We start from the raw sequence: 23,901 nt of genomic DNA, 5'->3' as shown, positions 1-23,901 counted from the left end.
GTTACGGCTGGTTCAACGCATGACGACAAAAGGCTGCAATTTGAGTGCCGAGGCGATCCGCTCCGCATCCCGACGGGCTGCCTCGACGCTATCGAAGGGGCCGAGATGCAGGCGGTAGCGTCCACCGCCGTCCAGCACCTCGAGGCGACTCGACAGCCCTTCCATCTCCTGCTCGACGAGACTGCGAAACCCCTCCGCATTGGCCCGTGACACGAACGCGCCAAGCTGCAGATACACGCCGCCGGCACTGGCTGCGGCAGCCTGCGTCGCGGCGGGCTGAACGGCTGGAATGGCGGCAAGTGCAATCGGCACCGGCAAGGGCGCCAGGGGCTGGACCGGACTGTCGGCCTGCGGCACAGCCTCGCTCAATGCGGGACCTGCCGACACCGGGGCGCTCTGTTGGCCGGCCACGATCATCGGTATCTCGTCGGGCAGGATGCTCACCACCTCGACTTCGGTACTGCCGCGATTCACGTAACCGAGCTTGTAGGCCGCGGTGTAGGAAAGATCGATGAGCCGTCCCTTGTGGAAGGGCCCGCGATCATTGACCCTCACGATCACCGAGCGTCCGTTCGAGAGATTGGTGACGCGGGCGTAGCTCGGGATCGGCAGCGTCGGATGCGCGGCAGTCATTGCATACATGTCGTAGGGCTCACCGGTCGAGGTCGGCTTGCCGTGGAACTTGCGGCCATACCAGCTGGCACGGCCACGCGCCCTGTAGGGTTCGATCTGCGTGGCGGGCACGAAGGACTGCCCCAGTACGGTATAGGGCCTGTTGGCGAAGCGATGCAGCGGGTCGAGCCGCGGCTGTGCGTCCGGGACCTGATCGAGATTCTCCGGCGGATTCTCATGCGGACCGTCGTCACTGTAGTAGCCGCCGCCCTTTGTCGAAGGTCGCCGCACCACCTTGTCGCCGCCGCCCCGTTCAGCCTGACTTGCCGCCGAGCCGGCGTCGCCGCTGCGCATCGGTGCGCTGCCGCACGCCGCCAGCACGCCGCTCGCCGCCGCCAGCAACACGAAATTGCGCACGGCGCGCGGATCAATGGCCGAATTGAATCGTGCAAGTGCGTTCATTGCCTATTCCCGTTCATTACTTCGACATCAGGTAACTTCGATTGATGCTCATGAGGATGCCCAGCCCCAGGCACAGGGTCACCAGCGCGGTGCCCCCATAGCTGATGAAGGGTAGCGGCACACCCACCACCGGCAGGATGCCGCTGACCATGCCCATGTTCACGAAAGCATAGGTGAAAAAGATCATCGTGATGGCGCCGGCCAGCAAACGCGTGGCCAGGGTCGGCGCCTGCGCCGCGATTACGCAGCCGCGCAGGATGAGCAACAGGTAGAGCACCAGCAGGACCACCGCACCGGTCAGGCCGAATTCCTCGCCGAGCACGGCGAAGATGAAATCGGTGTGGCGTTCGGGAATGAAGGACAGGTGCGTCTGCGTACCCGCCTGCCAACCCTTGCCGAAAACACCACCGGAACCGATCGCAATGGTGGACTGGATGATGTGAAAACCCTTGCCAAGGGGGTCCTGCGTCGGATCGAGCAGGGTGCACACCCGGTTCTTCTGGTAGCCATGGAGCACGACCCAATCGACGTCAGGCTGACAGATGCGGTCACCGAAACCGACGATCGAACCGATGCCTACGATCGCCACGGCAGCGATCGGCAGGATCAGCTTCCACGAAAGGCCAGCAAAGAAGAGAACGTAGAAACCGGCTGCGGCCACCAGCAGGGCGGTCCCGAGATCGGGCTGCTTGACGATCAGGCCGACCGGCAGGAGCAGCAGTCCGCCTGCCACGATGAACTCACGCGCGCGGATCATGCCCTCGCGTTGCTGGAAGTACCAGGCCAGCATGAGTGGCGCGGCGATCTTCATGAGTTCGGAGGGCTGAATGCGTGCCACGCCGAGATCCAGCCAGCGCTGGGCGCCCTTGGAAATCTCGCCGAACAGGGCAACCGCAACGAGCAGCAGGACACCGACGACATAGACCGGCAGCGCCAGGGCGAGGATGCGCTGCGCAGGCATGCGCGCGGCCACCCACATCACCGTGACCGCGACCGCCGAGTTGATCATCTGCGACTCCATTCGCTCGGGCGAAGCACTGACCATGAGCATGAACGCATAGGACAGCAACAGACTGAGCAGCAGCAGCAGCGCGGGATCGAGTGGCTCGACGATCAGCATCAGCCAGCGGCGCGGATCGAATCGACGGTCGGTCATGTACGGTCGGCCCTCATGGTGCGTCCGCGTCGCCAGGCGCGTCAGCATCTTCGGGTGCCGGCGTGCCGGCCCGCTTGCCGAGCAGATAGTAGTCAAGCACCTGGCGCGCGATCGGAGCCGCCGCCGACGCACCGAAACCACCGTTTTCCACCAGTACGGCGAGCGCGATCTTCGGCGCGTCGGCCGGCGCGTAGGCGATGTAGAGAGAATGGTCGCGCAGGCGCTCACGCACTTCGCTGGCCTTGTAGCGGCCGCCACGCAACGAATAGACCTGCGCGGTGCCGGTCTTTCCGGCGACCAGATAAGGCACGCCCGCAAAGGCACGCCGCCCGGTCCCCTCGAGGTTCACACCGACCATGCCGCGACGGATCTCGGCAAGATGTTCGGGTTTGAGATGGAGGTCCGCCACCGGGTTCGGCTCGATCATGCGCTTCTCGCCACTGCGCACATCCTCCACATAGCGCACGAGGTGCGGCTTGTAGACCACACCGCCGGCAGCGAGCGTGGCCGTGGCATGAGCGAGTTGTAATGGCGTGTATGCGTTGTAACCCTGGCCGATACCCACCGAGATCGTCTCCCCGGCATACCACTTCTGCTGCTCGGGCCGTTTAAAGCGGCGCTTCTTCCATTCCGGCGAGGGCAGCACGCCCGAGGATTCGCCCTCGAGGTCGATACCGGTCCGCGAACCGAAATCAAAGCGCGTCATAAAGGCCGCGATCTGTTCGATACCCATGTCCGCCGCAAGCTTGTAATAGTAGGTGTTGCACGACTGGGCAATCGATTGATACATGTTGACCAGTCCGTGGCCGCCGACCTTGTCGTCCCGGAAGCGGTGTCCACCGAAATCGAAGTAGCCCGGATCGGAGATGACCTGCTGGGCGGTGCGCTTGCCGGTGGTGAGCGCCGCCAGCGCCATGAAGGGCTTGAAGGTGGAACCCGGCGGGTTGGCGCTGTTGAGCGCGCGGTTGATGAGCGGATGGTCGGGTGAATTGTTGAGGGCGTCCCAGTCCTGGGTGGAGATGCCATCGACGAACAGGTTCGGGTCGAAGCCCGGCGCCGACACCAGCGCCAGCACGGCGCCACTGCCCGGCTCGATCGCCACCATTGCACCGCGGCGGTTGCCGAAGGCTTCCTCGGCCACCTTCTGCAGTTCGAGATCGACCGTGAGCACCAGATTGTTGCCGGCGACCGGCGCGGTCCGCCGCAGCAGCCGCACAGCGCGTCCTCCCGCGTCGACCTCGACCTCCTCGAAGCCGGTGATACCGTGGAGTTCGGCTTCATAGCTCTGCTCAAGACCAGTCTTGCCGATGTGATCCGTCCCCCGATAGTTGGCTTCCTCCTCGCGGTCCTCGATGCGCTTCATGTCACGATCGTTGATGCGGCCGATGTAACCCAGGAAATGCGACGCAAGCGTCCCGTTCGGGTAGTCCCGGAAAAGCCTCGCATTGACCTCGACACCCGGAAACTGGAAACGCCGTGCGATCAGGCGGGCCACTTCCTCGTCGGTAAGCCGGGTACGGATCGGCACGCTTTCGAAGTTCTTGCTCTCGTCAAGAATCTTCTTGAAGCGACGCCGGTCCTTGGGCTGGATCTCGACGATCTCTGCCAAGCCATCGATGGTGGCATCCACGTTCTTGAGGGCCGACGGGGTGATCTCGAGCGTATAGGCCGCGTAGTTTCGCGCCAGTACCACGCCATTGCGGTCGGTGATCAGGCCCCGGTTGGGAACGATCGGCACGAGCGCGATGCGATTGTCCTCTGCGCGGGTGTGATAGTAATCGTAGCGGCTCACCTGCAGCCAGGCGAAACGTGCCGCCAGCAGGGTGAAACAGACCATCACGAAACCGCCCGCGACCAGCACGCGTCGGCGGAATTGCGATAGCTCCTGCTCTGGTTCGTCGAAACTCATGCAAATGCGGGGCGCGGATCAGATGGGACGATTGTCATCGCGATCGGCAGGGCGGTACTGCGGCAGCAACAACAGGAAATGCAGCGGAACCCACAAGAGGGTCCCGGTGAAGGTACCGACAAAGTACCACCAGCCCGGAAACTCTGCCCCGGCGACGAGGCGCACCAGCACCATCAACACCTGGGTGAACAGCAGCAACGGAAGGATATGCAGCGCCTGCTCGGCAGGCGGGAACCACAGCACCCGGCGCGACAGCGCATTGGCGCCGTAGGCAAGCAAGACATAGGCAAGGGCGTGCTGCCCCATCGCGGCGCCATGTCCGACATCGACCAGAAGGCCGAACAGGAAACCGGTCCCCATGCCGACGCGCAGCGGCTCGCGCACGCACCAGAAGGCCAGCACCAGCGCCAGCCAGTCTGGCACGCCAGGCAGTCGCCCTGTCGGCACCAGATCAAGCACCAGCGCAAAACACAGGGACAGGTAGACGAACCACAGCTTGACCGGTTGAAGGATGCGACGGGAACGATTGGTTGGCTGCATGGCTTACTCGCTGGCCTTCGCTTCCGACGACGCGGTATCGCCGGTTGCGGATTTCGCATCACGCGTCTTGCCGCTAGGCGCAATCGGCAATGCGTCGGCCGGATCGGGCATGGGTGGCAGAGGCTCGGCACGCGACAGCACGAGCACCCGCATGCTGCTTTCCACCCCCCCGGCCGGCACGCAGAGAATTCGGGCAAAGGCTTGCGAATCACGCTCAACGCGCACCACCCGGGCTACCGGAAGACCTGGCAGGTAAAGACCGTCGAGCCCCGAGGTGAGGAGCTCGTCACCCGGCTGCACGTCTGCGTTTGCGGGCAGGAAGCGCAGTTCGAGTTGGCCGCGGCCGGCCCCGAAGACCGCACCGCGCAGGCCGTTGCGTGCAACGGTGACGGGGATGGCCTGATCCTTGTCGGTAAGCAGCGTCACCTCGGACTGGATCGGATAGACCCGGGAGACCTGGCCGATCACGCCGGTGGCGTCGACGACCGCCTGGCCAGCACCCACACCATGGCTCGCCCCCCGATCGAGGATGACCTTGCGGCTGAAGGGATCACGGGCTGCATACAGAACCTGGGCAGCCACCGAGTGCGCCTCGAGCCGTTGCGCCATGCCCAGCAGACCGCGCAACTCGGTGTTCTCGCGGCTCATCTGTTCGAACTGGACCAGCCGCTCGCCGACTCTCAGCCGCTCGTCGCGCAAAGCCGCGTTCTCCTTTTGCACCTTGGCGAGGGTGGCAAAGTAGGTCGACGCGTTTCGTACCAGATCGGCGGGCGTGGCCGCCGCCATCTCGACCGGGTAAAGGATGACCGACAGACTCTGCCGCATGACCTCGAGATAACGGAACTTGAGGTCGGCAACGAGCATGGTCAGCGCGATCGCCACGAACACCATCAGGCGCACGAGCGGCGCCGGCCCTCGTCTGAAGATTGGGGGAACGGAGTGTCCGATCAGAGACATTGGCTGTAAACGGCGACGCGGCCGATGCGGTTTTCCGCCGGCCGCGCACAGAACTGCACCGGCTTACTCTGAGGCGAAGATGGAACCCAGTTCATCCATCTTTTCGAGCGCCATCCCGCAGCCTCGGGCAACACAGGTCAGGGGCTCTTCGGCAACGATGACGGGCAAGCCCGTCTCTTCCATCAACAGCCGATCGAGGTCACGCAGCAAGGCGCCCCCGCCGGTGAGTACCATGCCACGATCCGCAATGTCGGCGCCAAGCTCGGGCGGTGTCTGCTCGAGTGCGATCTTGACGGCGGAAACGATCTGGTTGAGAGGTTCGGCAAGGGCCTCGAGGATCTCGTTGGACGAAATCGTGAAGCTGCGTGGGATGCCTTCCGCGAGATTGCGCCCCTTGACCTCGATCTCGCGCACTTCCGAGCCCGGGAAAGCGGAGCCGATCTGCTTCTTGATGTTCTCGGCGGTGGTGTCGCCGATGAGCATGCCGTAGTTGCGACGGATGTAATTGACGATGGCTTCGTCGAACTTGTCACCGCCGACACGCACCGAGCCGGCATACACCATGCCGCCCAGCGAGATCACGCCCACTTCCGTGGTGCCACCGCCGATATCGACGACCATCGAGCCGGTTGCGTCAGCCACCGGCAGCCCGGCACCGATCGCGGCCGCCATCGGCTCCTCGATCAGGTAAACATGGCTCGCGCCCGCAGCAAGCGCCGCGTCGCGGATTGCGCGACGTTCGACCTGGGTAGAGCCGCACGGAACGCAGACAATGATGCGCGGACTCGGCGAAAACAGCCGGGTGTCGTGCACTTTCTTGATGAACTGCTTGATCATCTGCTCGGTGACCACGAAATCGGCGATCACGCCGTCTTTCATGGGCCGGATGGCAGTGATGTTGCCCGGCGTCTTGCCAAGCATCTGCTTGGCGGCATGACCGACCGCCTGGATGGTTTTCTTGGCGTTGGGACCACCTTCGGTGCGGATGGCAACCACGGACGGTTCATCCAGCACGATACCCTTGCCTCGCACGTAAATCAGCGTATTTGCGGTACCGAGGTCGATCGCCAGATCGTTGGAAAAATAGGAGCGAAGAAAACCAAACATGGAAATTGTGTTCCGATAATCCGGATGGGGATGGGGCGAAATAAACGAATATGATAACCTACAAAGCCTTGTGAACTAAGCAAGTTTGTAATTTCATGTCGCTCGATCAAGACCAGATCAAACACATCGCCCGCCTCGCCCGAATCGAGCTGTCGCCCGGAGAAACCGGCCCCACGCTCGACAAGCTCAACGGCGTATTCGCACTCATCGAACAAATGCAGGCGGTCGATACCACAGGCGTGGAGCCGATGTCCCACCCCCAGGACGTCAGCCAGCGTCTGCGCCAGGATGCCGTCAGCGAAACCGATCGCCACGAAGCCTTCCAGCGGATCGCCCCGCAGACCGAAGCCGGACTTTATCTGGTCCCCAGGGTGATCGAATAAGTCCCCCGCGGCCGCCCGGCCACCCACGCCCGCCGAATTTCACCGACGAAACCCCGCCATGCTGAATGCCAGCCTCAAGGAACTCGCCTCCGCGCTAGACGCCAGGCAGATTTCCAGCGTCGAACTGACGACGCTTTTCCTCGACCGGATCGAAACCCTGAATCCGGTGCTCAATGCCTTCATCACGGTAGACCGTGATGGTGCGCTGAGCGCCGCATCGGCCGCCGATGCACGACGAGCCGCGGGCAAGGCCGGGCCGCTTACCGGCATTCCGCTGGCTCACAAGGACGTCTTCTGCACCGAGGGACTGCTCACCAGCTGCGGTTCGAAGATGCTGTCGAACTTCACGAGCCCCTACGATGCGCACGTCGTGAGCCTGCTCAAGGCCGCCGGCACGGTAATGCTGGGCAAGACCAACATGGACGAGTTCGCGATGGGCTCGTCCAACGAGAATTCCTTCTACGGTCCGGCCCGCAATCCGTGGAATACCGGACATGTCCCCGGCGGCTCGTCCGGCGGATCCGCGGTGGCGGTGGCCGCGCGGATGAGTCCGATCGCCACCGGCACCGATACCGGCGGCTCGGTACGCCAGCCGGCCGCATTTTGTGGCGTCACGGGCATCAAACCGACTTATGGCACCGTTTCGCGCTTCGGCATGATCGCTTACGCATCTTCCCTCGACCAAGGCGGCGCAATCGGCCGGTCTGCGGAAGATTGCGCCCTGCTGCTATCTGCCATGACCGGTTTCGATGCGCGCGACTCCACCAGCCTGGAGCGCCCCGCCGACGACCTTGCCACCGGACTCGACACGCCGCTGAAGGGTCTGCGGATCGGCCTGCCGCGCGAGTTTTTCGGCCCCGGCATGGCGGACGAGGTGCGCACCGCAGTTGAGGCGGCACTCGCCGAATACCGCAGGCTCGGCGCCACGACGGTCGACATCAGCCTCCCCAACGCAAAGCTTGCCATCCCGGCCTATTACGTGATCGCGCCGGCCGAGGCGAGTTCCAACCTGTCACGCTTCGACGGCGTGCGCTACGGCCACCGGGCGGCCGAATACACCGATCTCGCGGACATGTACTCCAAGAGCCGCGCGCAAGGCTTCGGAGCGGAAGTCAAGCGCCGCATCCTCGCCGGCACCTATGTACTCTCCCACGGCTACTACGACGCCTACTACCTGCAGGCGCAGAAGCTGCGCAGGCTGATCGCGGAAGATTTCAGTCGGGCCTTCGAGCACTGCGACGTGATCGCCGGACCCACCGCTCCGACCACTGCCTACGCGATCGGCGAAAAGAGCGACGACCCGGTACAGATGTATCTGGGCGATATCTACACCGTGGCGGTCAACCTCGCTGGCCTGCCTGCAATTTCGCTGCCCGCAGGCGCCGCTGCCGGCGCTTTGCCGGTCGGCCTGCAGCTCATCGGCAACTACTTCAACGAGGCTCGCCTTCTGGGCGCAGCCCACCAGCTGCAAACCGCTACCGACTGGCATCTGCGCCAACCCGGGGGCGCCGAATGATCGGGCATCGCATTCGCCTGTCGGTCCTCGCGCTGAGCCTGTCCGTTGGCGGCTGCGCAATGCTCGGCGGTGGCCCCTGGCCCGACACGTCGGGAACACGCGACGGCACCGGCCCCGTGGCATCGCCGGAACCATCGGACCGAGGCAAGCCGCGTCTCCGACCGATGAAGGTTCGACCGCTCGATGTCGCCACGACATGCAGCTTCAAGGACGAAACCGGCTACAAGGGCAATGCGAGGGTTTCCGTCCGCCAGGCCCGTGTCGAGGACTTCAGCGCCCATGTCGACATTCCCCGGCGCGGCAGCTGCAACTTTGAAATGGCCGAATTCCGCCAGGTAAAGACCGCGCCGCATGTTGAGCTCGCCGCGGCGAGCGGCTGCAAGGTACGCATGTGGGAACAGGGCCGGCAGATCACCGTGGCATTCGCGGACTGTCGCGCAAACTGCAGTGGCACGGCGGTCGATTACCTGTGGCCCATCCTGATCGACGCCCCAAGCGGGCGTTGCGACTGAAGACTAGAACTGAATCGAGAACGACATGAGCCGTAGCGACTGGGAAGTGGTCATCGGACTGGAAGTCCATGCCCAGCTGAACACAGCCTCCAAGATCTTTTCCGGCGCCAGCACCGCCTTCGGCGCCGAGCCCAACGCGCAAGCCTCGGCGGTCGATATCGCCCTGCCAGGCGTGCTACCGGTGCTCAACAAGGGCGCAGTGGAGCGCGCCATCCGCTTTGGCCTGGCGATCGGCGCCCACGTGGCACCGAAGAGCGTGTTCGCGCGCAAGAACTATTTCTACCCGGATCTTCCGAAGGGTTACCAGATCAGCCAGTTCGAGCTGCCGGTGGTACAGGGCGGTGCGATCACGATCCGCGTCGGTGAAGGCGACAAGGCTTACGAAAAGCGTGTGCAGCTGACCCGTGCCCACCTCGAAGAAGACGCGGGAAAAAGCCTGCACGAGGATTTTCACGGCATGAGCGGTATCGATCTGAACCGCGCCGGCACCCCGCTGCTCGAGATCGTCTCCGAGCCGGACATGTCCTCCTCGGCCGAAGCGGTGGCCTACGCCCGAAACCTTCATGCCCTGGTCCGCTGGATAGATATCTGTGACGGCAACATGCAGGAAGGCTCGTTCCGTTGCGACGCCAACGTCTCGGTGCGGCGGCCGGGCGGCCCCCTCGGCACCCGCAGGGAGATCAAGAACCTCAACTCCTTCCGCTTCCTGCAGCAGGCCATCGACTACGAAATCCAGTGGCAGATCGAGACACTTGAAGATGGCGGCCGAATCCAGCAGGCAACCGTGCTGTTCGACCCCGACAGCGGCGAGACGAGGATGATGCGCTCCAAGGAAGACGCCCACGACTATCGCTACTTCCCCGATCCGGATCTGCTTCCTCTGGTGATCGACGAAGCCTGGATCAAGCGGGTGCGGGACGAAATGCCGGAGCTGCCCGAAGCGATGAAGACGCGCTTCGTGACCGAGTTCGGGCTCTCCACCTATGACGCCACCACCCTGACCGCATCGAAGGAAATGGCGACCTTCTACCAGGCCACGGTCAACGCTGCCGGTGCGACGCTGGCAAAACCCTGTGCCAACTGGGTCATGGGCGATCTGGCGGCGCGACTCAACAAGGCCGAGATCGAGCTTGATGCCTCGCCGGTCAGCGCCAGCCAGCTGGCTGGCCTGGTTGCGCGCATCGGCGACAACACCATCTCCAACAACATCGCCCGAAAAGTGTTCGAAGCGTTGTGGAACGGCGAATGCGCCACCGCTGACGAGGTCATCGAAAAGCAAGGCCTCAAGCAGGTCACGGACAGCGGCGCGATCGAGGCGATCATTGACGAAGTCCTGGCGGCCAACCAGAAATCGGTCGAAGAATTCCGCTCGGGCAAGGAGAAGGCCTTCAATGCCCTGGTCGGCCAGGTCATGAAGGCCAGCCGCGGCAAAGCCAACCCGACACAGGTCAACGACTTGCTGAAGCGCAAGCTGGCTGGCTGAAGCGGCGGGGGCGCAAGGCGTACGCGCCTTGCCTCCCGACGAATCGCACCGGTCGCCCCTCGCCGTGGAGCGCCGCACCCCGCCAAGGCGTGTCGCCCTCCACGCACCCGAGACCATTCGAACCGTTTGTCGATCGGTGGCGAAACACGCTCGATGACGGCGGAGCGTCGGCGCACACCCGCGCACTGCGGGCATCGACCATCCGTGCCGCGTCGCCCCGATTGCCCTCTGCACCGTCGAGGCCACACCCCCCGTCATCACAACGACACCCAGGGTCCGTTTTCGTGGTCGCGATGAGACTTCAGGCGCATGAATACCCGGAATCGCATCGCCAGGAGCAACGTATCGGGATGAGCGGTTCAACTAGGACCTCCGCGACCCGAGCAATCAACTATCATTAAGCGCCGTCAACCGAGGTCCAAGGTATGTGTCAGCTGCTGGGAATGAACTGCAACACGCCGACCGACATCTGCTTTTCTTTTGCCGGTTTCCAGGCCCGTGGCGGCCTCACCGACATCCACCGCGACGGTTGGGGAATCGCTTTTTTCGAGGGTGCGGGCTGTCGGCTCTTTCTCGACCCCAAGGCGAGCGTCGATTCGCCGGTCGCCGAGCTGGTGCGCAATTACCCCATTCGCTCCCTGAACGTGATCGCTCATATCCGCAAGGCGACGCAGGGACAGCTGGCGCTCGAGAATACCCATCCGTTTCAACGTGAGCTGTGGGGCCGCTACTGGATCTTTGCGCACAACGGCAACCTTTCGGATTTCAGGCCTACGCTCGACGGCACGTATCTGCCGGTCGGCAACACCGACTCCGAACTTGCCTTCTGCCACATTCTGCAAAGCCTTCGCCGGCGCTTTCGCTCGGGACAACCCGAGCCGGACGTGCTTGATCGCGAGCTTCAGCGACTCGCCATCGAAATTGGAAGCCACGGCTCATTCAATTTCCTGCTTTCGAATGGAGCCTGTCTGTACGCCAACTGCTCTACCCGCCTTGCCTACATCGTTCGCGAAGCGCCGTTCAGCGTCGCCCACCTCGCCGACCAGGACGTGACCGTCGATTTCAGCAAGGTGACCACGCCGAACGACCGTGTCGCGGTGGTCGTCACAACGCCCCTCACCGACAACGAGGCGTGGCAGCCCATTGCCCCGGGAACCCTGCTGCGCTTCAGTGACGGCAAGCCCGCAGGCAGTTTCGTCACCCGGGCCTCGCCGAACCTTGCCAGCGATTGCGCCGAAACCTCGACCATGACGGAAATTCGAAACAATGGCTGAGACACCCGACTGCCCGCTTTGCTCACCAGCAGCGGAAAACGTGCTTTGGTCAGACGACCGCTGCCGGATCATCGCGGTCGACGATTTCGACTATCCGGGGTTCTGCCGTGTAATCTGGCATGCTCACGTGAAGGAAATGAGTGACTTGTCGTGGCGCGATCGCCAGCATGTCATGGAAGTGGTGTACGCGGTCGAAGCCGGTTTGCGTGCATTGGTGTCGCCGGACAGAATCAATATTGCCAGTTTCGGGAACATGGTGCCGCATCTGCACTGGCATGTCATACCGCGCTTCACGGACGATCGTCACTTTCCTGAACCTGTCTGGGGCAGGCAACAACGTGAGCCCGCACACCGACCGGAGCGCACCCCGGATCCGGGAGCACTGACCGAACGGATTCGCCAATACCTGCAGCACCCGTCCTGACAATACGCAACGTTTTCCGGCCGCCAGGAACCCGGTCCGAAACGCCCCAGGAAACAATATGGATTATCGCAATCCCGCATCCTGCCTAGATCTGCTGCGACGTCTGCATCCCACGAACGTCGAGGAGACGCACAGCATCCTGTCGCGCATGATATCGACGCTGCAATCCTACCCTCCGGCGGCAAATCAGCATCTCGAGGTCCTCGAGACTGCACGACCGATCGTCGCGTTCGTCCAGGGGGAGCTATCGAAACGCTATGCGGCGCACCCCTTGCCGCCCGACAGCACCGAGAATGAAACGCTGCTCAAGGCCGTAACCCTGTGGCGTGACATGGCCCGCTCCTATACCCGGGTCATACTTGCCGACGCCATCGACAGCGGGCTCAGCGAGAACATGCCACAGTTGTTCCAGCGACAACTGCACTACAACGCCCAAGTGCTGCTGGAGTATTTCCGGGCCCGACGCGCACTGCCCGCCGGCACCTGGACCGACCTGCACGCGGCCTACTCCGCGGCGGAACGCAACAATGTCGCACGCACGCGGGTTGCAGACCCGCTCAACGAAGTCTGGAAGGCGCAAAGCTCGTCCGAGGCCTATGTTGCGTTGCTGCTGGTCGACCTCTCCAATCCGTTCGGAAGAACGCAGCGGGAACTCGTCTGGATTACCCGATGGGCGCAGCGCTTTGCGCCCTACTGTGGCCTCGACAATACCAGCGCCAACGCCAAGCCGCTGAGCTATGGGCTGGATCTTGCGGCCGATCACGGCGTTCGGCCCCTGGGTCTGCTGACCGTCAGCGACAGCCTGCGCTACTTCGACGGCACTCGTCTCGCCAACCATATACAGGGGGTGCTGCAGCAACTCAAGCGCGGCGTCTCGCCGGCCTCACTGGGTCTCGGTGACGATTGTGCTGCACGGGAGGCAGGCAAGCTTCTGCTTTCCCTTTACCGTCCCTGGGGCCTCTCCGCGGCGGGCAGGCGTTTTCCCAGGAGAGGGGCGCGCGGCAATCTCGAGATGTTCGTCGATTGGGAAGCAATTGCCTTTCACATCGCCGGCCGCCCCTTCGTGCCGCCCTCGACCCGCAGCGCATCGAACATCCGGAACGACATCTCGCTGCTTACCTTCGGCGAACGGGCCGCCGAAGTCACGCCGGATCGCGCAAAGATTCGTGAAAATGCTGAACGCCTGGGGTATACCTCGTCGCACTGGGAAGTGCTTGACCAGTCGGTAGGCGGTTTCCGGATCCGCTGCCGCCCGGAAGGGTTGCGCTTGAACCATCACCAACTAGTGGGTGTGCGCCCGCCCGACGGGGACCAGATCCTGCTCGCACGCGTCAGCTGGCTGATGTTCCGCGCCGACGGCCTTCTCGAAGCCGGGATCTACATGATGCCCGGAATCCCGACGGTCGCCGCGGCGCGCCAGGTCAGCGCGCATGCGGGCACCCGCGCGCCGTTCCTGCCCTGCTTTCTGCTGCCTGCCGTCCCTGCGCTCAAGGCGGAATCGTCGGTCGTGACGCCCGGCGGGTGGTATCAGGCCGAGCGCGTGCTGGAGATTCATGCCGCCCGCCCCTTTCAGGCGAGAATGACCGCCCAGACCGCAAGCGGTACCAATTACGACCAGATCAGCATCACGCCGCTACAGACGACGCGATAATCCGTCGGCGCGGGATCGTGGCGGAAAAAGTGCTTCCCTGTCCGAGCGTGCTTTCGATATGCAGTTCGCCCTGGTGGCGTGTCAATACATGCTTGACGATCGCCAGTCCGAGACCGGTGCCTCCGGTCTCTCTCGAGCGACCGCGATCGACACGGTAAAAGCGCTCGGTCAGCCGCGGAATGTGGGAGGCATCGATACCGATTCCATCGTCGCTGACGGAAAAGATGCCGTCGCCACCACTGCATTGCCATCGCATCGCCACATGACCCCCGTCGGGGGTGTAGCGCACCGCGTTGCTTGCCAGATTGGCGAAGGCACTGCGTAGTTCCTTTGCCGATCCAAGGATCCGTACCGGCCCGTCCACTTCAAGAGAGAGGGTATGTTGGCCCGCCGACAAGGCCTCTGCCTCGGCGCGGATTTCTTCGAGCAGGGTGGAAACGTCGACACTTTCCTCAGCCGGCGCAGGTGCCCCTGTCTCCAGGGCAGAAAGGGCCAGGAGGTCCTGGATCATGCGTTGCATCCGCGTCGCCTGGTCGCTTGCCATGCTCAGATACTTCAGCTTCTCGTCGCGAGACAGGTCGTCTACACCATCCTCCAGGATTTCGAGAAATCCGATGACAACCGTGAGCGGCGTGCGCAGCTCGTGGGAGACGTTGGCGACGAAATCGCGACGCACTGTTTCGAGGCGCTCGAGCTGGGTGACGTCGCGAGACAACACCATTTTCTGGTCTTCTGCGTACGGAATGATCTGCACGATCAAGGTATGACCCGCGTTTCGTGTAGACCGCATCAACAGCGGCTCTGCGTAGTTTCCGGCCTCGAGATAGTGAACGAAGTCCGGATGCCGCACCAGATTGGTCACCTGCGCCCCGATATCACGTCCGTGGTCAAGACCGAAGTGCTCTTCGGCGCGCTGATTGACCCAGTCGATGGCATTGCTTTCGGACAGATACAGCACACCGTCCGGCATTGCCTGGCTGGCCTCTCGAAAGCGATCGAGCGTCGCCGAGAGACGCTCCCGCTGATCATAACCAACCCGGGCGCGACGGCTGAGGTCCGAAAACGCGTAGTCCCAGACCCCCAGGGCACGCGGCAAGGGTGTCCCAAGCGGCTCACGCGACCATTTCACGAGCCTCATCAGGTTGGTCAGATAATAGGAGCCGAACAGTACCGACGCCACGGCAAAGAACAGGAGGCCCCACACGGCCCCGAAAAAAAAGGCCAACCCAAGCGACGGCAGCAGGACGAGGGATACGGTGGTAAGTGCGGCAGCCCAGATATAACTTGTGGAGCGAATGATGAAACTCCGATGGAGCCGGGAGGCAAATTATCGCACGGTCGCAGGAGCATCCTGCTGGACCGACAGGCGATAGCCACTCCCCCTGACAGTCTGTATCAGCGACTCGTGTCCGGTGGGTTCGAGCGAACAGCGCAGGCGGCGAATATGCACGTCGACGGTACGCTCCTCCACGAATACGTGATCCCCCCAGACCTGATCGAGCAGCTGAGCCCGGGAGTGCACCCGCTCGGGATGGGTCATGAGGAAGTGGAGCAGGCGGAACTCGGTGGGACCAAGGTTGAGCGGCTGCTCCCCTGCACTGACACGATGCGTCGCCGGATCGAGCGTAAGTCCCCCCATTGATACCGGATCCTCGGTCGCCTGGGGGGCACGCCGACGCAGTACCGCCTTGATACGGGCCACGAGCTCTCGTGGGCTGAATGGCTTCGTGATGTAATCGTCGGCGCCTGTCTCAAGACCACTTACCTTGTCCTGCTCTTCGCCGCGCGCGGTAAGCATGATGATCGGAATCGTCTTCGTGCGCTCTTCTGCGCGCAGGCGGCGAGCGAATTCGATACCCGACATACCCGGCAGCATCCAGTCGAGCAGTACCAGATCCGGAAGCGCTTCACGCACCAGCCGCTGGGCGGTCTCGGCGTCCGAGGCACGCACCACATGGTGCCCCGCGCGGGCGAGGTTGGCGGCGATGAGCTCCTGGATTGCGGGCTCGTCTTCAACCAGAAGGATATTTGCAGGCATATCGAATCTCCATTGAGCTGACGCAGTCTATTGCAGCAATTTGACGCTTTGATGACACGTCATCGGCCTGCAATGGGCTTCGCCGAACACCCGACGGCTTTCGGGTATCATAGATGACCTCATCGGCGCAGGTCACCAAGCATGGCCGGACTCGACAAAAACACCCCGATCCCCACCGAAATAAGGCTCCATCAGAAATCCAGGCGCATGGAACTGCGCTTCGATGATGGGGCGCATTTCGAGCTTCCTTACGAGTATCTGCGGGTGTATTCGCCATCGGCCGAGGTCAGGGGCCACGGCGCCGGACAGGAGACCCTCCAGACCGGAAAGCGTGAAGTCACGATCCAGAGCGTCGACCCGGTCGGCAGCTACGCGATCAAGCCAGTGTTCAGTGACGGGCACGACAGCGGCCTCTATTCCTGGGATTATCTCTACGAACTGGGCGTGCGGCAGGCAGAATGGTGGCAGGCCTATCTCGAGCGGCTGGAAGCCGCCGGGGCCAGCCGCGAACCTTCAGCAACACCGCCTGCCGCACCCGCGCACGGCTGCGGTCATCACGGGCACTGATCATGGAAGACAACAAGACCGATTTCGGCTTCGACACGGTTGCGGAGTCGGAGAAAGCCCGGCGCGTGGCCGGCGTTTTTTCATCGGTGGCGAGTCGCTACGATGTCATGAACGACCTGATGTCCGGCGGACTTCATCGGTTGTGGAAGGCGTTCACGATACAGATCGCGGGTGTTCGCCCGGGTCAGCGTGTGCTCGACGTCGCAGGCGGCACCGCGGATCTGTCACTGGCGTTTGCGCGGCGAGTGGGCAATGACGGGCAGGTCTGGCTGACCGACATCAATCACGCGATGCTCTCCCGCGGACGAGACCGTGTGCTCGACCACGGCAAACCCCTGCCGGTCGCCCAGTGCGATGCGGAGAAGCTGCCTTTCCCGAACGACTATTTCGATTGCGTGACGGTGGCATTCGGCCTTCGCAACATGACCCACAAGGACCGTGCCCTGGCCGAGATGCGTCGGGTGCTCAAGCCCGGTGGCCGCCTGCTGGTGCTCGAGTTTTCCCAAGTCTGGAAACCGCTCGCCCCGGTGTACGACTTCTATTCCTTCAAGATCCTGCCATGGCTCGGAAAGAAGGTTGCGGATGACGCGGACAGCTATCGTTATCTCGCGGAGTCGATTCGCATGCATCCGGATCAGGAAACTTTGAAATCAATGATGGAACAAGCCGGCCTGGTGAAAGTCGAATACTTCAATCTGACCGGTGGGGTCGTTGCCCTGCACCGCGGATTCAAGATCTGACCCCCCAATCAGTCCGTACAGCCGGGCCCCATCCAGGAGACATCAACGCATGACCCGCCTTCTCGTCACGGTTTTTGCATTTTTCATCGGTTTCGTAAGCGTCATTCCTGAGGCGGAGGCGAAACGCCTCGGCGGTAGCCGATCCTTCGGCATGCAGCGGGACAGCAATAGCTTCAGCAAGGCGACGCCACCAAGCAATACGGCGACACAGCCCAGCAAGAGCAGTGCGACAAACACGGCCGGGCCGGCACCCAAGCGCTCGTGGATGGGCCCCCTAGCAGGACTGGCGGCGGGGCTCGGACTGGCTGCACTGATGTCGCACCTCGGACTTGGCGAAGAGTTCGGATCGATTGTGTTGATGGCCTTGCTCGCGTTTGCGGCAATAGCAGTCATCAGGATGCTGTTGCGCCGTGCGGGCGGCCCATCTCCCAGTCCTGCGGGCATATCTCCGGCAGCAATGCAATACACGGGCCGTGCGGAGACCTACGGCACCCAGACCGATCCGAGAGCCACATCGGAAAAGACCGCAGTCGCCGCCGATTTTGACGCCGCAGCTTTCGAGCGGCAGGCAAAATTGAATTTCATTCGCCTCCAGGCCGCCTCGGATGCAGGCAATCTCGAGGACATCCGTAATTTCACGACACCGGAAGTATTTGCGGAACTCAGCTTGCAGATGGCGGAGCGTTCGACCGGAACCCACAAGACCGATGTACTGGAGTTGGATGCCGAGGTCCTCGATGTCTCGGAGCTTGAAGGCCAGCATGTGGTCACAGTCCGCTTCAGCGGCATGCTCCGCGAGGAAGAAGGCGCCGTACCTGCACGCTTCGAGGAGTTGTGGCATCTGGTCAAGCCGATTGGTGGCAATAACGGATGGCGTGTCGCTGGCCTTCAACAGATCGGCTGAACGCCAATACCCGGACAGCATGCTCTCGTCAGCCTTTGTCGCGCTCTTCAATCATCTTCTCAACCGGGCCGAGTGGGCCCGGCGACGGCTACTTCCGTTTTCCGGCCGTCCGGCGAGACTCGTGCTTGAAGCTGTCAGCATTGATTTCACGATTGAGGCTGACGGTCATGTAGCCGCTTCAGGCGGGCCCGCCGAGCCTGATGTGACGATCAGCGCACCGCTTGCGGCGTTGCCTGATCTCATCGATGGATGGGAGCGGGTTATGAAATCTGTACGCATCAATGGCAACGCGGAAATGGCCGACGCCTTGGGTTTCGTGTTCCGCAATCTGCGATGGGACCCCGAGGCGGATCTCGCCGGAGTCGTGGGCGACGTGGCAGCTCATCGCCTCCATCGCGGCGCCCTGCGGCTGCTGACAGGACAGGCGACGGCAGCCAAGGCAATTAGGGACAACCTGATCGAATACCTCACCATCGAAAGGAACGTTCTGCTCGAGCGAGCCAGTCTTTCACAACATGCGAGTGATCTTAGGGCGTTGAGAGATTCTGTTGCGCGCCTGGAAAAGCACGTCGAAGGTGTAGAGCACAGGTTAAAGGGGGCTCCCGCCCATTCGTGAGCGCCAACTCTGCTGGCTCGCGTGGGGCAGTTGCCCTTCGAACGGCCCACGACGTGGGCGGCCATGGCGCAAACCCGGTCCAGCTTCGTGGAAGAATTGCCTTGCCTATCGGAAAATGAAAAAGGCAGCCGAGGCCGCCTTTTCCTACTGAAGAATCGGGATTTCAGTGTCCGCGCTTGCGCAGGCGCTGAATTGCCGCCAGCTGTGCGATCGCCTCGGCCAGTTCGCCTTGGGCACGAGCATAATCAAGCTGCGAGCTTTGATTCTTGAGCGTTTCTTCAGCCTTGCTCTTTGCCTCGAGCGCCTTGGCCTCGTCGAGATCATGGCCGCGAATCGCGGTGTCAGCCAGAACCGATACCCGGCCAGGCTGGACCTCAAGGATGCCACCAGCAACGAAGATCAACTCTTCTTCCTGTTGATTCGGAAGCTTGAGACGCACCGCACCCGGTTTGATACGCGTCATCAGCGGCATGTGACCGGGGAGGATCCCCAGTTCGCCCGACTCGCCCGGCAACGCAACGAATTCGGCGAGGCCGGAGAAAATCTCCTCTTCCGCGCTGACCACATCCACGTGTACTGTCATTGCCATAAACTTTTCCTCCGATCACTCCTTGCGGGCCCACTGGCCCGCTGGAGAGATCAGTCCATTACTGGAGCGTCTTGGCCTTCTCGAAGGCTTCCTCGATGCCACCAACCATATAGAACGCCTGCTCGGGCAGCTGATCGCATTCCCCGCTGACGATCATCTTGAAACCCTTGATGGTGTCCTTGAGGCTGACGTACTTGCCCGGCGAGCCGGTGAAGACCTCGGCAACGTGGAAAGGCTGCGACAGGAAGCGCTGGATCTTCCGTGCGCGAGCGACCGCAAGCTTGTCGTCCGGCGACAATTCGTCCATACCCAGAATTGCGATGATGTCACGCAGTTCCTTGTACTTCTGCAGAGTCTGCTGGACCTGACGGGCAACGTTGTAGTGCTCTTCACCGACGATCAGCGGATCAAGCTGACGGCTCGTCGAGTCGAGCGGATCGACAGCCGGGTAGATACCCAGGGCAGCGATGTCACGCGACAGCACGACGGTCGAGTCAAGGTGCAGGAAGGTCGTTGCCGGCGACGGGTCGGTCAAGTCATCCGCAGGCACATAAACAGCCTGAATCGACGTGATCGAACCCACCTTGGTCGACGTGATCCGTTCCTGCAGACGGCCCATCTCCTCGGCCAGCGTAGGTTGATAACCCACCGCAGACGGCATCCGGCCAAGCAGTGCCGACACTTCGGTACCGGCCAGCGTGTAACGGTAGATGTTATCCACGAAGAACAGGATGTCGCGACCGTCATCACGGAAACGCTCAGCCATGGTCAGACCGGTCAGCGCCACGCGCAGACGGTTGCCCGGGGGCTCGTTCATCTGACCGAACACCATCGCGACCTTGTCGAGAACGTTGGAGTCCTTCATCTCGTGGTAGAAGTCGTTACCCTCGCGAGTACGCTCACCCACACCGGCAAACACGGACAGACCCGAGTGCTGTTTGGCGATGTTGTTGATGAGTTCCATCATGTTCACGGTCTTGCCCACACCGGCGCCACCGAACAGGCCGACCTTACCGCCCTTCGCAAACGGGCAAACCAGGTCGATAACCTTGATGCCGGTTTCGAGCAGATCGACCGACGGCGAAAGCTCGTCGAACTTCGGCGCTTTCTGGTGGATCTCGCGCAGTTCCTCGGAAGCAATAGGGCCCGCGTCGTCGATCGGGCGGCCAAGCACGTCCATGATTCGTCCCAGCGTGCCTTCGCCCACGGGGATGGAGATACCCTTGCCGGTATTTCCCACCTTCATGCCGCGGCGCAAACCGTCGGAAGAACCCATCGCAATCGTACGCACGACACCATCACCCAACTGCTGCTGAACCTCGAAGGTCAGACCAGCTTCGGCAAACGAACTCGAGGCATCCTCGAGCTTCAGTGCGTCATACACCCTGGGCATCGCTTCACGCGGGAACTGGATATCAACCACCGCGCCGATGCACTGAACGATCGTACCTTGACTCATCGTTTTTCCTTAAATCAATAATCCGTTAGACCGCAGCGGCGCCACCAACGATTTCCGACAACTCTTTCGTAATCGCAGCCTGACGGGTCTTGTTATAGACCAGCTGGAGATCACCGATAACGGATTTCGCATTGTCGGATGCGGCTTTCATCGCCACCATGCGTGCGCTCTGCTCGGAAGCCATATTCTCGGCGACCGCCTGATAGACCAAAGCCTCGACGTAGCGCACGAGCATCTCGTCGATGACAGTTTCCGGGTCGGGCTCGTAGAGATAGTCCCACGAGGTCTCCGGAGTACCGAGCTTCTCGCCTGTAAGCGGCAGCAACTGCTCCAGCACCGGCTCCTGCTTCATCGTATTGATGAAGCGCGAGTAGCCGATGAAGACTGCGTCGAGCTCACCCGCCTGGAACAAATCCAGCATGACCTTGACCGGACCGATCAGCTTTTCCAGATGCGGCGTATCACCGAGCTGGACCGCACTGGACACCACATTGGCCCGCAGGCGCTGCATGAAACCCAGACCCTTGTTGCCGATCGCGGTGACCTTGAACTCGGTCACGCCCTGACTCTCCCACTCTTTCATGGAGGTAAGGGCAACACGCTGGATATTGGTGTTCAGACCGCCACACAGACCCTTGTCGGTGGTAACCAGAACGATCCCTACCCGGCGCACCTTGTCGGCACTGACCAGGAAGGGATGCTTGTAGTCACTGATGTTTGCCTGGGAAAGGTTGGCGGCGAGGCGGCGGATCTTGTCTGCATAGGGACGGGCGGCCCGCATCCGTTGCTGCGCCTTGCGCATCTTGGATGCAGCCACCATCTCCATGGCTTTGGTGATCTTGCGAGTGTTCTGCACACTCTTGATCTTGGTTCGGATTTCCTTACCGCTAGCCATTTTCCGTCTCCGTCCGCTGTCTTAAGCCCAGCTCTTCTTGAACTCTTCGATCGCGGCAACGAGTTGCTTCTCGCCTTCGGCGTCGAGTTCGAGCTTGGACATGATCTGATCGACCAGAGCGGGGTTCTTGGTCTTCACGAATTGCTGAAGGCCGGATTCGAACGCCAGCAGACGGTCAACTTCGACATCGTCGAAATAACCGCGGTTGACCGCGAACAGCGAGATCCCCAGCTCCGCTACGGACAGCGGCGCGTATTGGGGCTGCTTCATCAGCTCGGTCACGCGGCGGCCACGCTCAAGCTGCTTGCGGGTCGCTTCGTCGAGATCGGAGGCAAACTGCGCGAAGGCAGCCAATTCGCGATACTGCGCGAGGTCGGTACGGATACCACCGGAGAGCTTCTTGATGACCTTGGTCTGCGCCGCACCACCCACGCGTGACACCGAAATACCGGCGTTGATTGCAGGACGGATACCCGCATTGAACAGATCGGTCTCAAGGAAGATCTGACCGTCGGTAATCGAGATCACGTTGGTCGGAACGAACGCGGAAACGTCACCAGCCTGGGTTTCGATGACCGGCAGAGCGGTCAGCGATCCGGTCTTGCCCTTCACTTCGCCATTGGTGAACTTCTCGACATAGTCGGCATTCACGCGGGCGGCGCGCTCGAGCAGACGGGAGTGCAGGTAGAACACGTCGCCAGGATAGGCTTCGCGGCCTGGCGGGCGACGCAGCAGCAGCGAAACCTGACGATAGGCCCATGCCTGCTTGGTCAGATCGTCATAGACGATAAGCGCGTCCATGCCGCGATCGCGGAAGTACTCGCCCATCGTGCAGCCGGCGTAGGCCGACAGGTACTGCATGGCGGCAGATTCCGAAGCTGTCGCGGCGACGACGATGGTGAACTCCATCGCACCGTGCTCTTCGAGTTTGCGTACCACGTTGGCGACGGTCGAGGCTTTCTGACCGATGGCGACGTAGACGCAGAACATGTTCTGCCCTTTCTGGTTGATGATCGCATCAACCGCGACTGCGGTCTTGCCGGTCTGGCGGTCGCCGATGATCAGCTCGCGCTGGCCACGACCAATCGGGACCATGGAGTCGACCGACTTGAGACCGGTCTGGACCGGCTGGGAAACCGACTGGCGGGCGATAACGCCGGGCGCGACCTTTTCGATCTTGTCGGTCAGCTTGGCGTTGATGGGACCTTTGCCGTCAATCGGCTGCCCGAGGGCATTGACCACGCGGCCGATCAGTTCCGGACCGATAGGCACTTCGAGAATCCGGCCGGTCGCCTTGACCGTGGCCCCTTCAGTGATGTGCTCATACTCACCGAGCACCACGGCACCAACGGAGTCACGCTCAAGGTTCAGCGCGAGGCCGAAGGTATCGCCGGGAAACTCCAGCATTTCACCCTGCATGACGTCGGTCAGACCGTGAACACGGCAAATACCGTCCGTCACCGACACTACCGTACCCTCGTTCCGAGCGGTCGCGGAGATCTGCAGGTTCTGGATCCGGCTCTTGATCAGATCACTGATCTCAGAGGGATTGAGTTGCATAGATAAGCTCCTAATTCTTTAGCGCAGAGGCCATGTTCGCGAGCTTGCCGCGGACCGAGGCGTCGATGACTTCATCGCCGACAGTAATCCTGACCCCGCCAATCAATTCGGGATCAACACTGACGGACACATTGAGCTTGGCTTGGAAGCGAGCTTCCAGGTCGGCCGTCAGAGTCTTCAGCGTTGCGTCGTCGAGCGGGAAGGCGGATTCGATTGCCACCTCCTTGACACCCTCGTGCTCGTTCTTGAGTTGAACGAACAGGTCACGGATCTCGGGAAGCACCTGCAGACGTTCGCTGTCCGCGAGAATGCGGACGAAATTCTGCTGCTCTCCATCGAGTTTGCCGTTCGCCACATCAAGCACCAGCTTCACGACATCATCCTCGGAAAACTTCGGATCGGTGAAGCAGGCCTGCATATCGGGATTGGCGGCTACGGTGGCGAGCCGGTCGAGTGCTTCCGACCAGGCCTCCAGCGCACCTGCCCCACGCGCCAGCTCGAATGCGGCGTCGGCGTACGGGCGAGCGATGGTGACATTCTCGGCCAT

General features: G+C 62.0%; 24 protein-coding genes. 11 read left to right on the top strand and 13 right to left on the bottom strand.

The features are described from left to right. Positions 1–12: 12 nt before the first annotated feature. From GQB03_RS23420 to GQB03_RS11510, 6 genes are all read right to left on the bottom strand, one after another. Complete coding sequence (locus GQB03_RS23420) at positions 13–1,074, bottom strand: septal ring lytic transglycosylase RlpA family protein (RefSeq protein ID WP_159689104.1); 1,062 nt, start codon at positions 1,072–1,074, stop codon at positions 13–15. A gap of 16 nt (positions 1,075–1,090) precedes the next feature. Beyond that, positions 1,091–2,230 carry a rod shape-determining protein RodA gene (gene rodA, locus GQB03_RS11530; RefSeq protein WP_159689101.1) on the bottom strand — a complete coding sequence of 380 codons (1,140 nt, stop codon included), beginning with the start codon at positions 2,228–2,230 and terminating at the stop codon, positions 1,091–1,093. 13 nt (positions 2,231–2,243) lie between these two features. After that, entirely contained in the window at positions 2,244–4,139 is a 1,896-nt protein-coding gene (gene mrdA / locus GQB03_RS11525) for a penicillin-binding protein 2 (protein WP_159689099.1), read from the bottom strand. A gap of 18 nt (positions 4,140–4,157) precedes the next feature. After that, positions 4,158–4,679 carry a rod shape-determining protein MreD gene (gene mreD / locus GQB03_RS11520; protein ID WP_159689096.1) on the bottom strand — a complete coding sequence of 174 codons (522 nt, stop codon included), beginning with the start codon at positions 4,677–4,679 and terminating at the stop codon, positions 4,158–4,160. 3 nt (positions 4,680–4,682) lie between these two features. After that, on the bottom strand, positions 4,683–5,636 hold the full coding sequence (mreC, locus tag GQB03_RS11515) for a rod shape-determining protein MreC (protein WP_159689094.1): 954 nt from the start codon (positions 5,634–5,636) through the stop codon (positions 4,683–4,685). 63 nt (positions 5,637–5,699) lie between these two features. Then, positions 5,700–6,743: a rod shape-determining protein gene (locus tag GQB03_RS11510; RefSeq protein ID WP_159689091.1), complete on the bottom strand. Its 1,044-nt coding sequence runs from the start codon at positions 6,741–6,743 to the stop codon at positions 5,700–5,702. 95 nt (positions 6,744–6,838) lie between these two features. Between GQB03_RS11510 and gatC the strand changes: the two genes are divergently transcribed. The 7 genes from gatC (at position 6,839) to GQB03_RS11475 (ending at position 13,986) form a co-directional block, all read left to right on the top strand. Continuing rightward, complete coding sequence (gene gatC, locus GQB03_RS11505; protein ID WP_159689088.1) at positions 6,839–7,126, top strand: Asp-tRNA(Asn)/Glu-tRNA(Gln) amidotransferase subunit GatC; 288 nt, start codon at positions 6,839–6,841, stop codon at positions 7,124–7,126. A 58-nt stretch (positions 7,127–7,184) separates the two neighbouring features. After that, a complete protein-coding gene (gatA, locus tag GQB03_RS11500) occupies positions 7,185–8,642 on the top strand; it encodes an Asp-tRNA(Asn)/Glu-tRNA(Gln) amidotransferase subunit GatA (protein WP_159689085.1) in 1,458 nt (485 codons plus the stop codon). Next, complete coding sequence (locus GQB03_RS11495; protein WP_159689082.1) at positions 8,639–9,154, top strand: hypothetical protein; 516 nt, start codon at positions 8,639–8,641, stop codon at positions 9,152–9,154. The genes gatA and GQB03_RS11495 overlap by 4 nt, the downstream gene beginning before the upstream one ends. A gap of 25 nt (positions 9,155–9,179) precedes the next feature. After that, complete coding sequence (gatB, locus tag GQB03_RS11490) at positions 9,180–10,637, top strand: Asp-tRNA(Asn)/Glu-tRNA(Gln) amidotransferase subunit GatB (RefSeq protein ID WP_159689079.1); 1,458 nt, start codon at positions 9,180–9,182, stop codon at positions 10,635–10,637. 425 nt (positions 10,638–11,062) lie between these two features. After that, positions 11,063–11,911, top strand: coding sequence for a class II glutamine amidotransferase (locus GQB03_RS11485; protein WP_159689077.1), 849 nt, complete (start codon positions 11,063–11,065; stop codon positions 11,909–11,911). Then, positions 11,904–12,335, top strand: coding sequence for an HIT family protein (locus tag GQB03_RS11480; RefSeq protein ID WP_159689074.1), 432 nt, complete (start codon positions 11,904–11,906; stop codon positions 12,333–12,335). Before GQB03_RS11485 ends, GQB03_RS11480 begins: the two co-directional genes overlap by 8 nt. 58 nt (positions 12,336–12,393) lie before the next feature. Then, positions 12,394–13,986 (top strand): hypothetical protein, encoded by a 1,593-nt coding sequence (locus GQB03_RS11475; protein ID WP_159689071.1) that lies wholly within the window; start codon positions 12,394–12,396, stop codon positions 13,984–13,986. On the opposite strand, the gene phoR is transcribed toward GQB03_RS11475, so the two are convergent. Next, positions 13,961–15,265, bottom strand: a complete 1,305-nt coding sequence (gene phoR / locus GQB03_RS11470) for a phosphate regulon sensor histidine kinase PhoR (protein WP_159689170.1) — start codon at positions 15,263–15,265, stop codon at positions 13,961–13,963. The genes GQB03_RS11475 and phoR overlap by 26 nt on opposite strands. A gap of 48 nt (positions 15,266–15,313) precedes the next feature. Next, entirely contained in the window at positions 15,314–16,024 is a 711-nt protein-coding gene (phoB, locus tag GQB03_RS11465) for a phosphate regulon transcriptional regulator PhoB (protein ID WP_159689068.1), read from the bottom strand. A 141-nt stretch (positions 16,025–16,165) separates the two neighbouring features. On the opposite strand from phoB, the gene GQB03_RS11460 reads away from it, so the two are divergent. From GQB03_RS11460 to GQB03_RS11445, 4 genes are read left to right on the top strand one after another with little or no spacing between them, the layout of a single operon-like run. Further along, a complete protein-coding gene (locus tag GQB03_RS11460) occupies positions 16,166–16,591 on the top strand; it encodes a gamma-butyrobetaine hydroxylase-like domain-containing protein (protein WP_159689066.1) in 426 nt (141 codons plus the stop codon). Between the two features lie 2 nt (positions 16,592–16,593). After that, entirely contained in the window at positions 16,594–17,331 is a 738-nt protein-coding gene (gene ubiE / locus GQB03_RS11455; protein ID WP_159689063.1) for a bifunctional demethylmenaquinone methyltransferase/2-methoxy-6-polyprenyl-1,4-benzoquinol methylase UbiE, read from the top strand. 49 nt (positions 17,332–17,380) lie between these two features. After that, complete coding sequence (locus GQB03_RS11450) at positions 17,381–18,235, top strand: Tim44 domain-containing protein (RefSeq protein WP_159689060.1); 855 nt, start codon at positions 17,381–17,383, stop codon at positions 18,233–18,235. Between the two features lie 19 nt (positions 18,236–18,254). Then, the gene (locus GQB03_RS11445) at positions 18,255–18,851 is read left to right on the top strand and encodes a ubiquinone biosynthesis accessory factor UbiJ (RefSeq protein ID WP_159689167.1); all 597 of its coding nucleotides are present in this window, start codon (positions 18,255–18,257) and stop codon (positions 18,849–18,851) included. Between the two features lie 163 nt (positions 18,852–19,014). On the opposite strand, the gene GQB03_RS11440 is transcribed toward GQB03_RS11445, so the two are convergent. The 5 genes from GQB03_RS11440 to GQB03_RS11420 are packed head-to-tail and all read right to left on the bottom strand — an operon-like array spanning position 19,015 to position 23,901. Next, positions 19,015–19,440, bottom strand: coding sequence for a F0F1 ATP synthase subunit epsilon (locus GQB03_RS11440; protein ID WP_159689057.1), 426 nt, complete (start codon positions 19,438–19,440; stop codon positions 19,015–19,017). A gap of 58 nt (positions 19,441–19,498) precedes the next feature. Further along, the gene (gene atpD / locus GQB03_RS11435) at positions 19,499–20,899 is read right to left on the bottom strand and encodes a F0F1 ATP synthase subunit beta (protein WP_159689054.1); all 1,401 of its coding nucleotides are present in this window, start codon (positions 20,897–20,899) and stop codon (positions 19,499–19,501) included. Between the two features lie 25 nt (positions 20,900–20,924). After that, the gene (atpG, locus tag GQB03_RS11430; RefSeq protein ID WP_159689051.1) at positions 20,925–21,794 is read right to left on the bottom strand and encodes a F0F1 ATP synthase subunit gamma; all 870 of its coding nucleotides are present in this window, start codon (positions 21,792–21,794) and stop codon (positions 20,925–20,927) included. Positions 21,795–21,815: 21 nt separating this feature from the next. Continuing rightward, positions 21,816–23,354: a F0F1 ATP synthase subunit alpha gene (atpA, locus tag GQB03_RS11425; protein WP_159689048.1), complete on the bottom strand. Its 1,539-nt coding sequence runs from the start codon at positions 23,352–23,354 to the stop codon at positions 21,816–21,818. 10 nt (positions 23,355–23,364) lie between these two features. After that, positions 23,365–23,901 carry a F0F1 ATP synthase subunit delta gene (locus GQB03_RS11420; RefSeq protein ID WP_159689045.1) on the bottom strand — a complete coding sequence of 179 codons (537 nt, stop codon included), beginning with the start codon at positions 23,899–23,901 and terminating at the stop codon, positions 23,365–23,367.

This window comes from Cognatazoarcus halotolerans (genome assembly GCF_009800965.1).
Lineage (GTDB): Bacteria > Pseudomonadota > Gammaproteobacteria > Burkholderiales > Rhodocyclaceae > Cognatazoarcus > Cognatazoarcus halotolerans.
Note: the sequence above shows the minus strand (reverse complement) of the source record. Positions and strands in the feature narration are given on the sequence as shown.

Excerpts from the sequence above, each read along its gene's own strand:
- GQB03_RS23420 (WP_159689104.1), bottom strand. The coding sequence starts at position 1,074 with ATGAACGCACTTGCACGATTCAATTCGGCCATTGATCCGCGCGCCGTG.
- rodA (WP_159689101.1), bottom strand. The coding sequence starts at position 2,230 with ATGACCGACCGTCGATTCGATCCGCGCCGCTGGCTGATGCTGATCGTC.
- mrdA (WP_159689099.1), bottom strand. The coding sequence starts at position 4,139 with ATGAGTTTCGACGAACCAGAGCAGGAGCTATCGCAATTCCGCCGACGC.
- mreD (WP_159689096.1), bottom strand. The coding sequence starts at position 4,679 with ATGCAGCCAACCAATCGTTCCCGTCGCATCCTTCAACCGGTCAAGCTG.
- mreC (WP_159689094.1), bottom strand. The coding sequence starts at position 5,636 with ATGTCTCTGATCGGACACTCCGTTCCCCCAATCTTCAGACGAGGGCCG.
- GQB03_RS11510 (WP_159689091.1), bottom strand. The coding sequence starts at position 6,743 with ATGTTTGGTTTTCTTCGCTCCTATTTTTCCAACGATCTGGCGATCGAC.
- gatC (WP_159689088.1), top strand. The coding sequence starts at position 6,839 with ATGTCGCTCGATCAAGACCAGATCAAACACATCGCCCGCCTCGCCCGA.
- gatA (WP_159689085.1), top strand. The coding sequence starts at position 7,185 with ATGCTGAATGCCAGCCTCAAGGAACTCGCCTCCGCGCTAGACGCCAGG.
- GQB03_RS11495 (WP_159689082.1), top strand. The coding sequence starts at position 8,639 with ATGATCGGGCATCGCATTCGCCTGTCGGTCCTCGCGCTGAGCCTGTCC.
- gatB (WP_159689079.1), top strand. The coding sequence starts at position 9,180 with ATGAGCCGTAGCGACTGGGAAGTGGTCATCGGACTGGAAGTCCATGCC.
- GQB03_RS11485 (WP_159689077.1), top strand. The coding sequence starts at position 11,063 with ATGTGTCAGCTGCTGGGAATGAACTGCAACACGCCGACCGACATCTGC.
- GQB03_RS11480 (WP_159689074.1), top strand. The coding sequence starts at position 11,904 with ATGGCTGAGACACCCGACTGCCCGCTTTGCTCACCAGCAGCGGAAAAC.
- GQB03_RS11475 (WP_159689071.1), top strand. The coding sequence starts at position 12,394 with ATGGATTATCGCAATCCCGCATCCTGCCTAGATCTGCTGCGACGTCTG.
- phoB (WP_159689068.1), bottom strand. The coding sequence starts at position 16,024 with ATGCCTGCAAATATCCTTCTGGTTGAAGACGAGCCCGCAATCCAGGAG.
- GQB03_RS11460 (WP_159689066.1), top strand. The coding sequence starts at position 16,166 with ATGGCCGGACTCGACAAAAACACCCCGATCCCCACCGAAATAAGGCTC.
- ubiE (WP_159689063.1), top strand. The coding sequence starts at position 16,594 with ATGGAAGACAACAAGACCGATTTCGGCTTCGACACGGTTGCGGAGTCG.
- GQB03_RS11450 (WP_159689060.1), top strand. The coding sequence starts at position 17,381 with ATGACCCGCCTTCTCGTCACGGTTTTTGCATTTTTCATCGGTTTCGTA.
- GQB03_RS11445 (WP_159689167.1), top strand. The coding sequence starts at position 18,255 with ATGCTCTCGTCAGCCTTTGTCGCGCTCTTCAATCATCTTCTCAACCGG.
- GQB03_RS11440 (WP_159689057.1), bottom strand. The coding sequence starts at position 19,440 with ATGGCAATGACAGTACACGTGGATGTGGTCAGCGCGGAAGAGGAGATT.
- atpD (WP_159689054.1), bottom strand. The coding sequence starts at position 20,899 with ATGAGTCAAGGTACGATCGTTCAGTGCATCGGCGCGGTGGTTGATATC.
- atpG (WP_159689051.1), bottom strand. The coding sequence starts at position 21,794 with ATGGCTAGCGGTAAGGAAATCCGAACCAAGATCAAGAGTGTGCAGAAC.
- atpA (WP_159689048.1), bottom strand. The coding sequence starts at position 23,354 with ATGCAACTCAATCCCTCTGAGATCAGTGATCTGATCAAGAGCCGGATC.
- GQB03_RS11420 (WP_159689045.1), bottom strand. The coding sequence starts at position 23,901 with ATGGCCGAGAATGTCACCATCGCTCGCCCGTACGCCGACGCCGCATTC.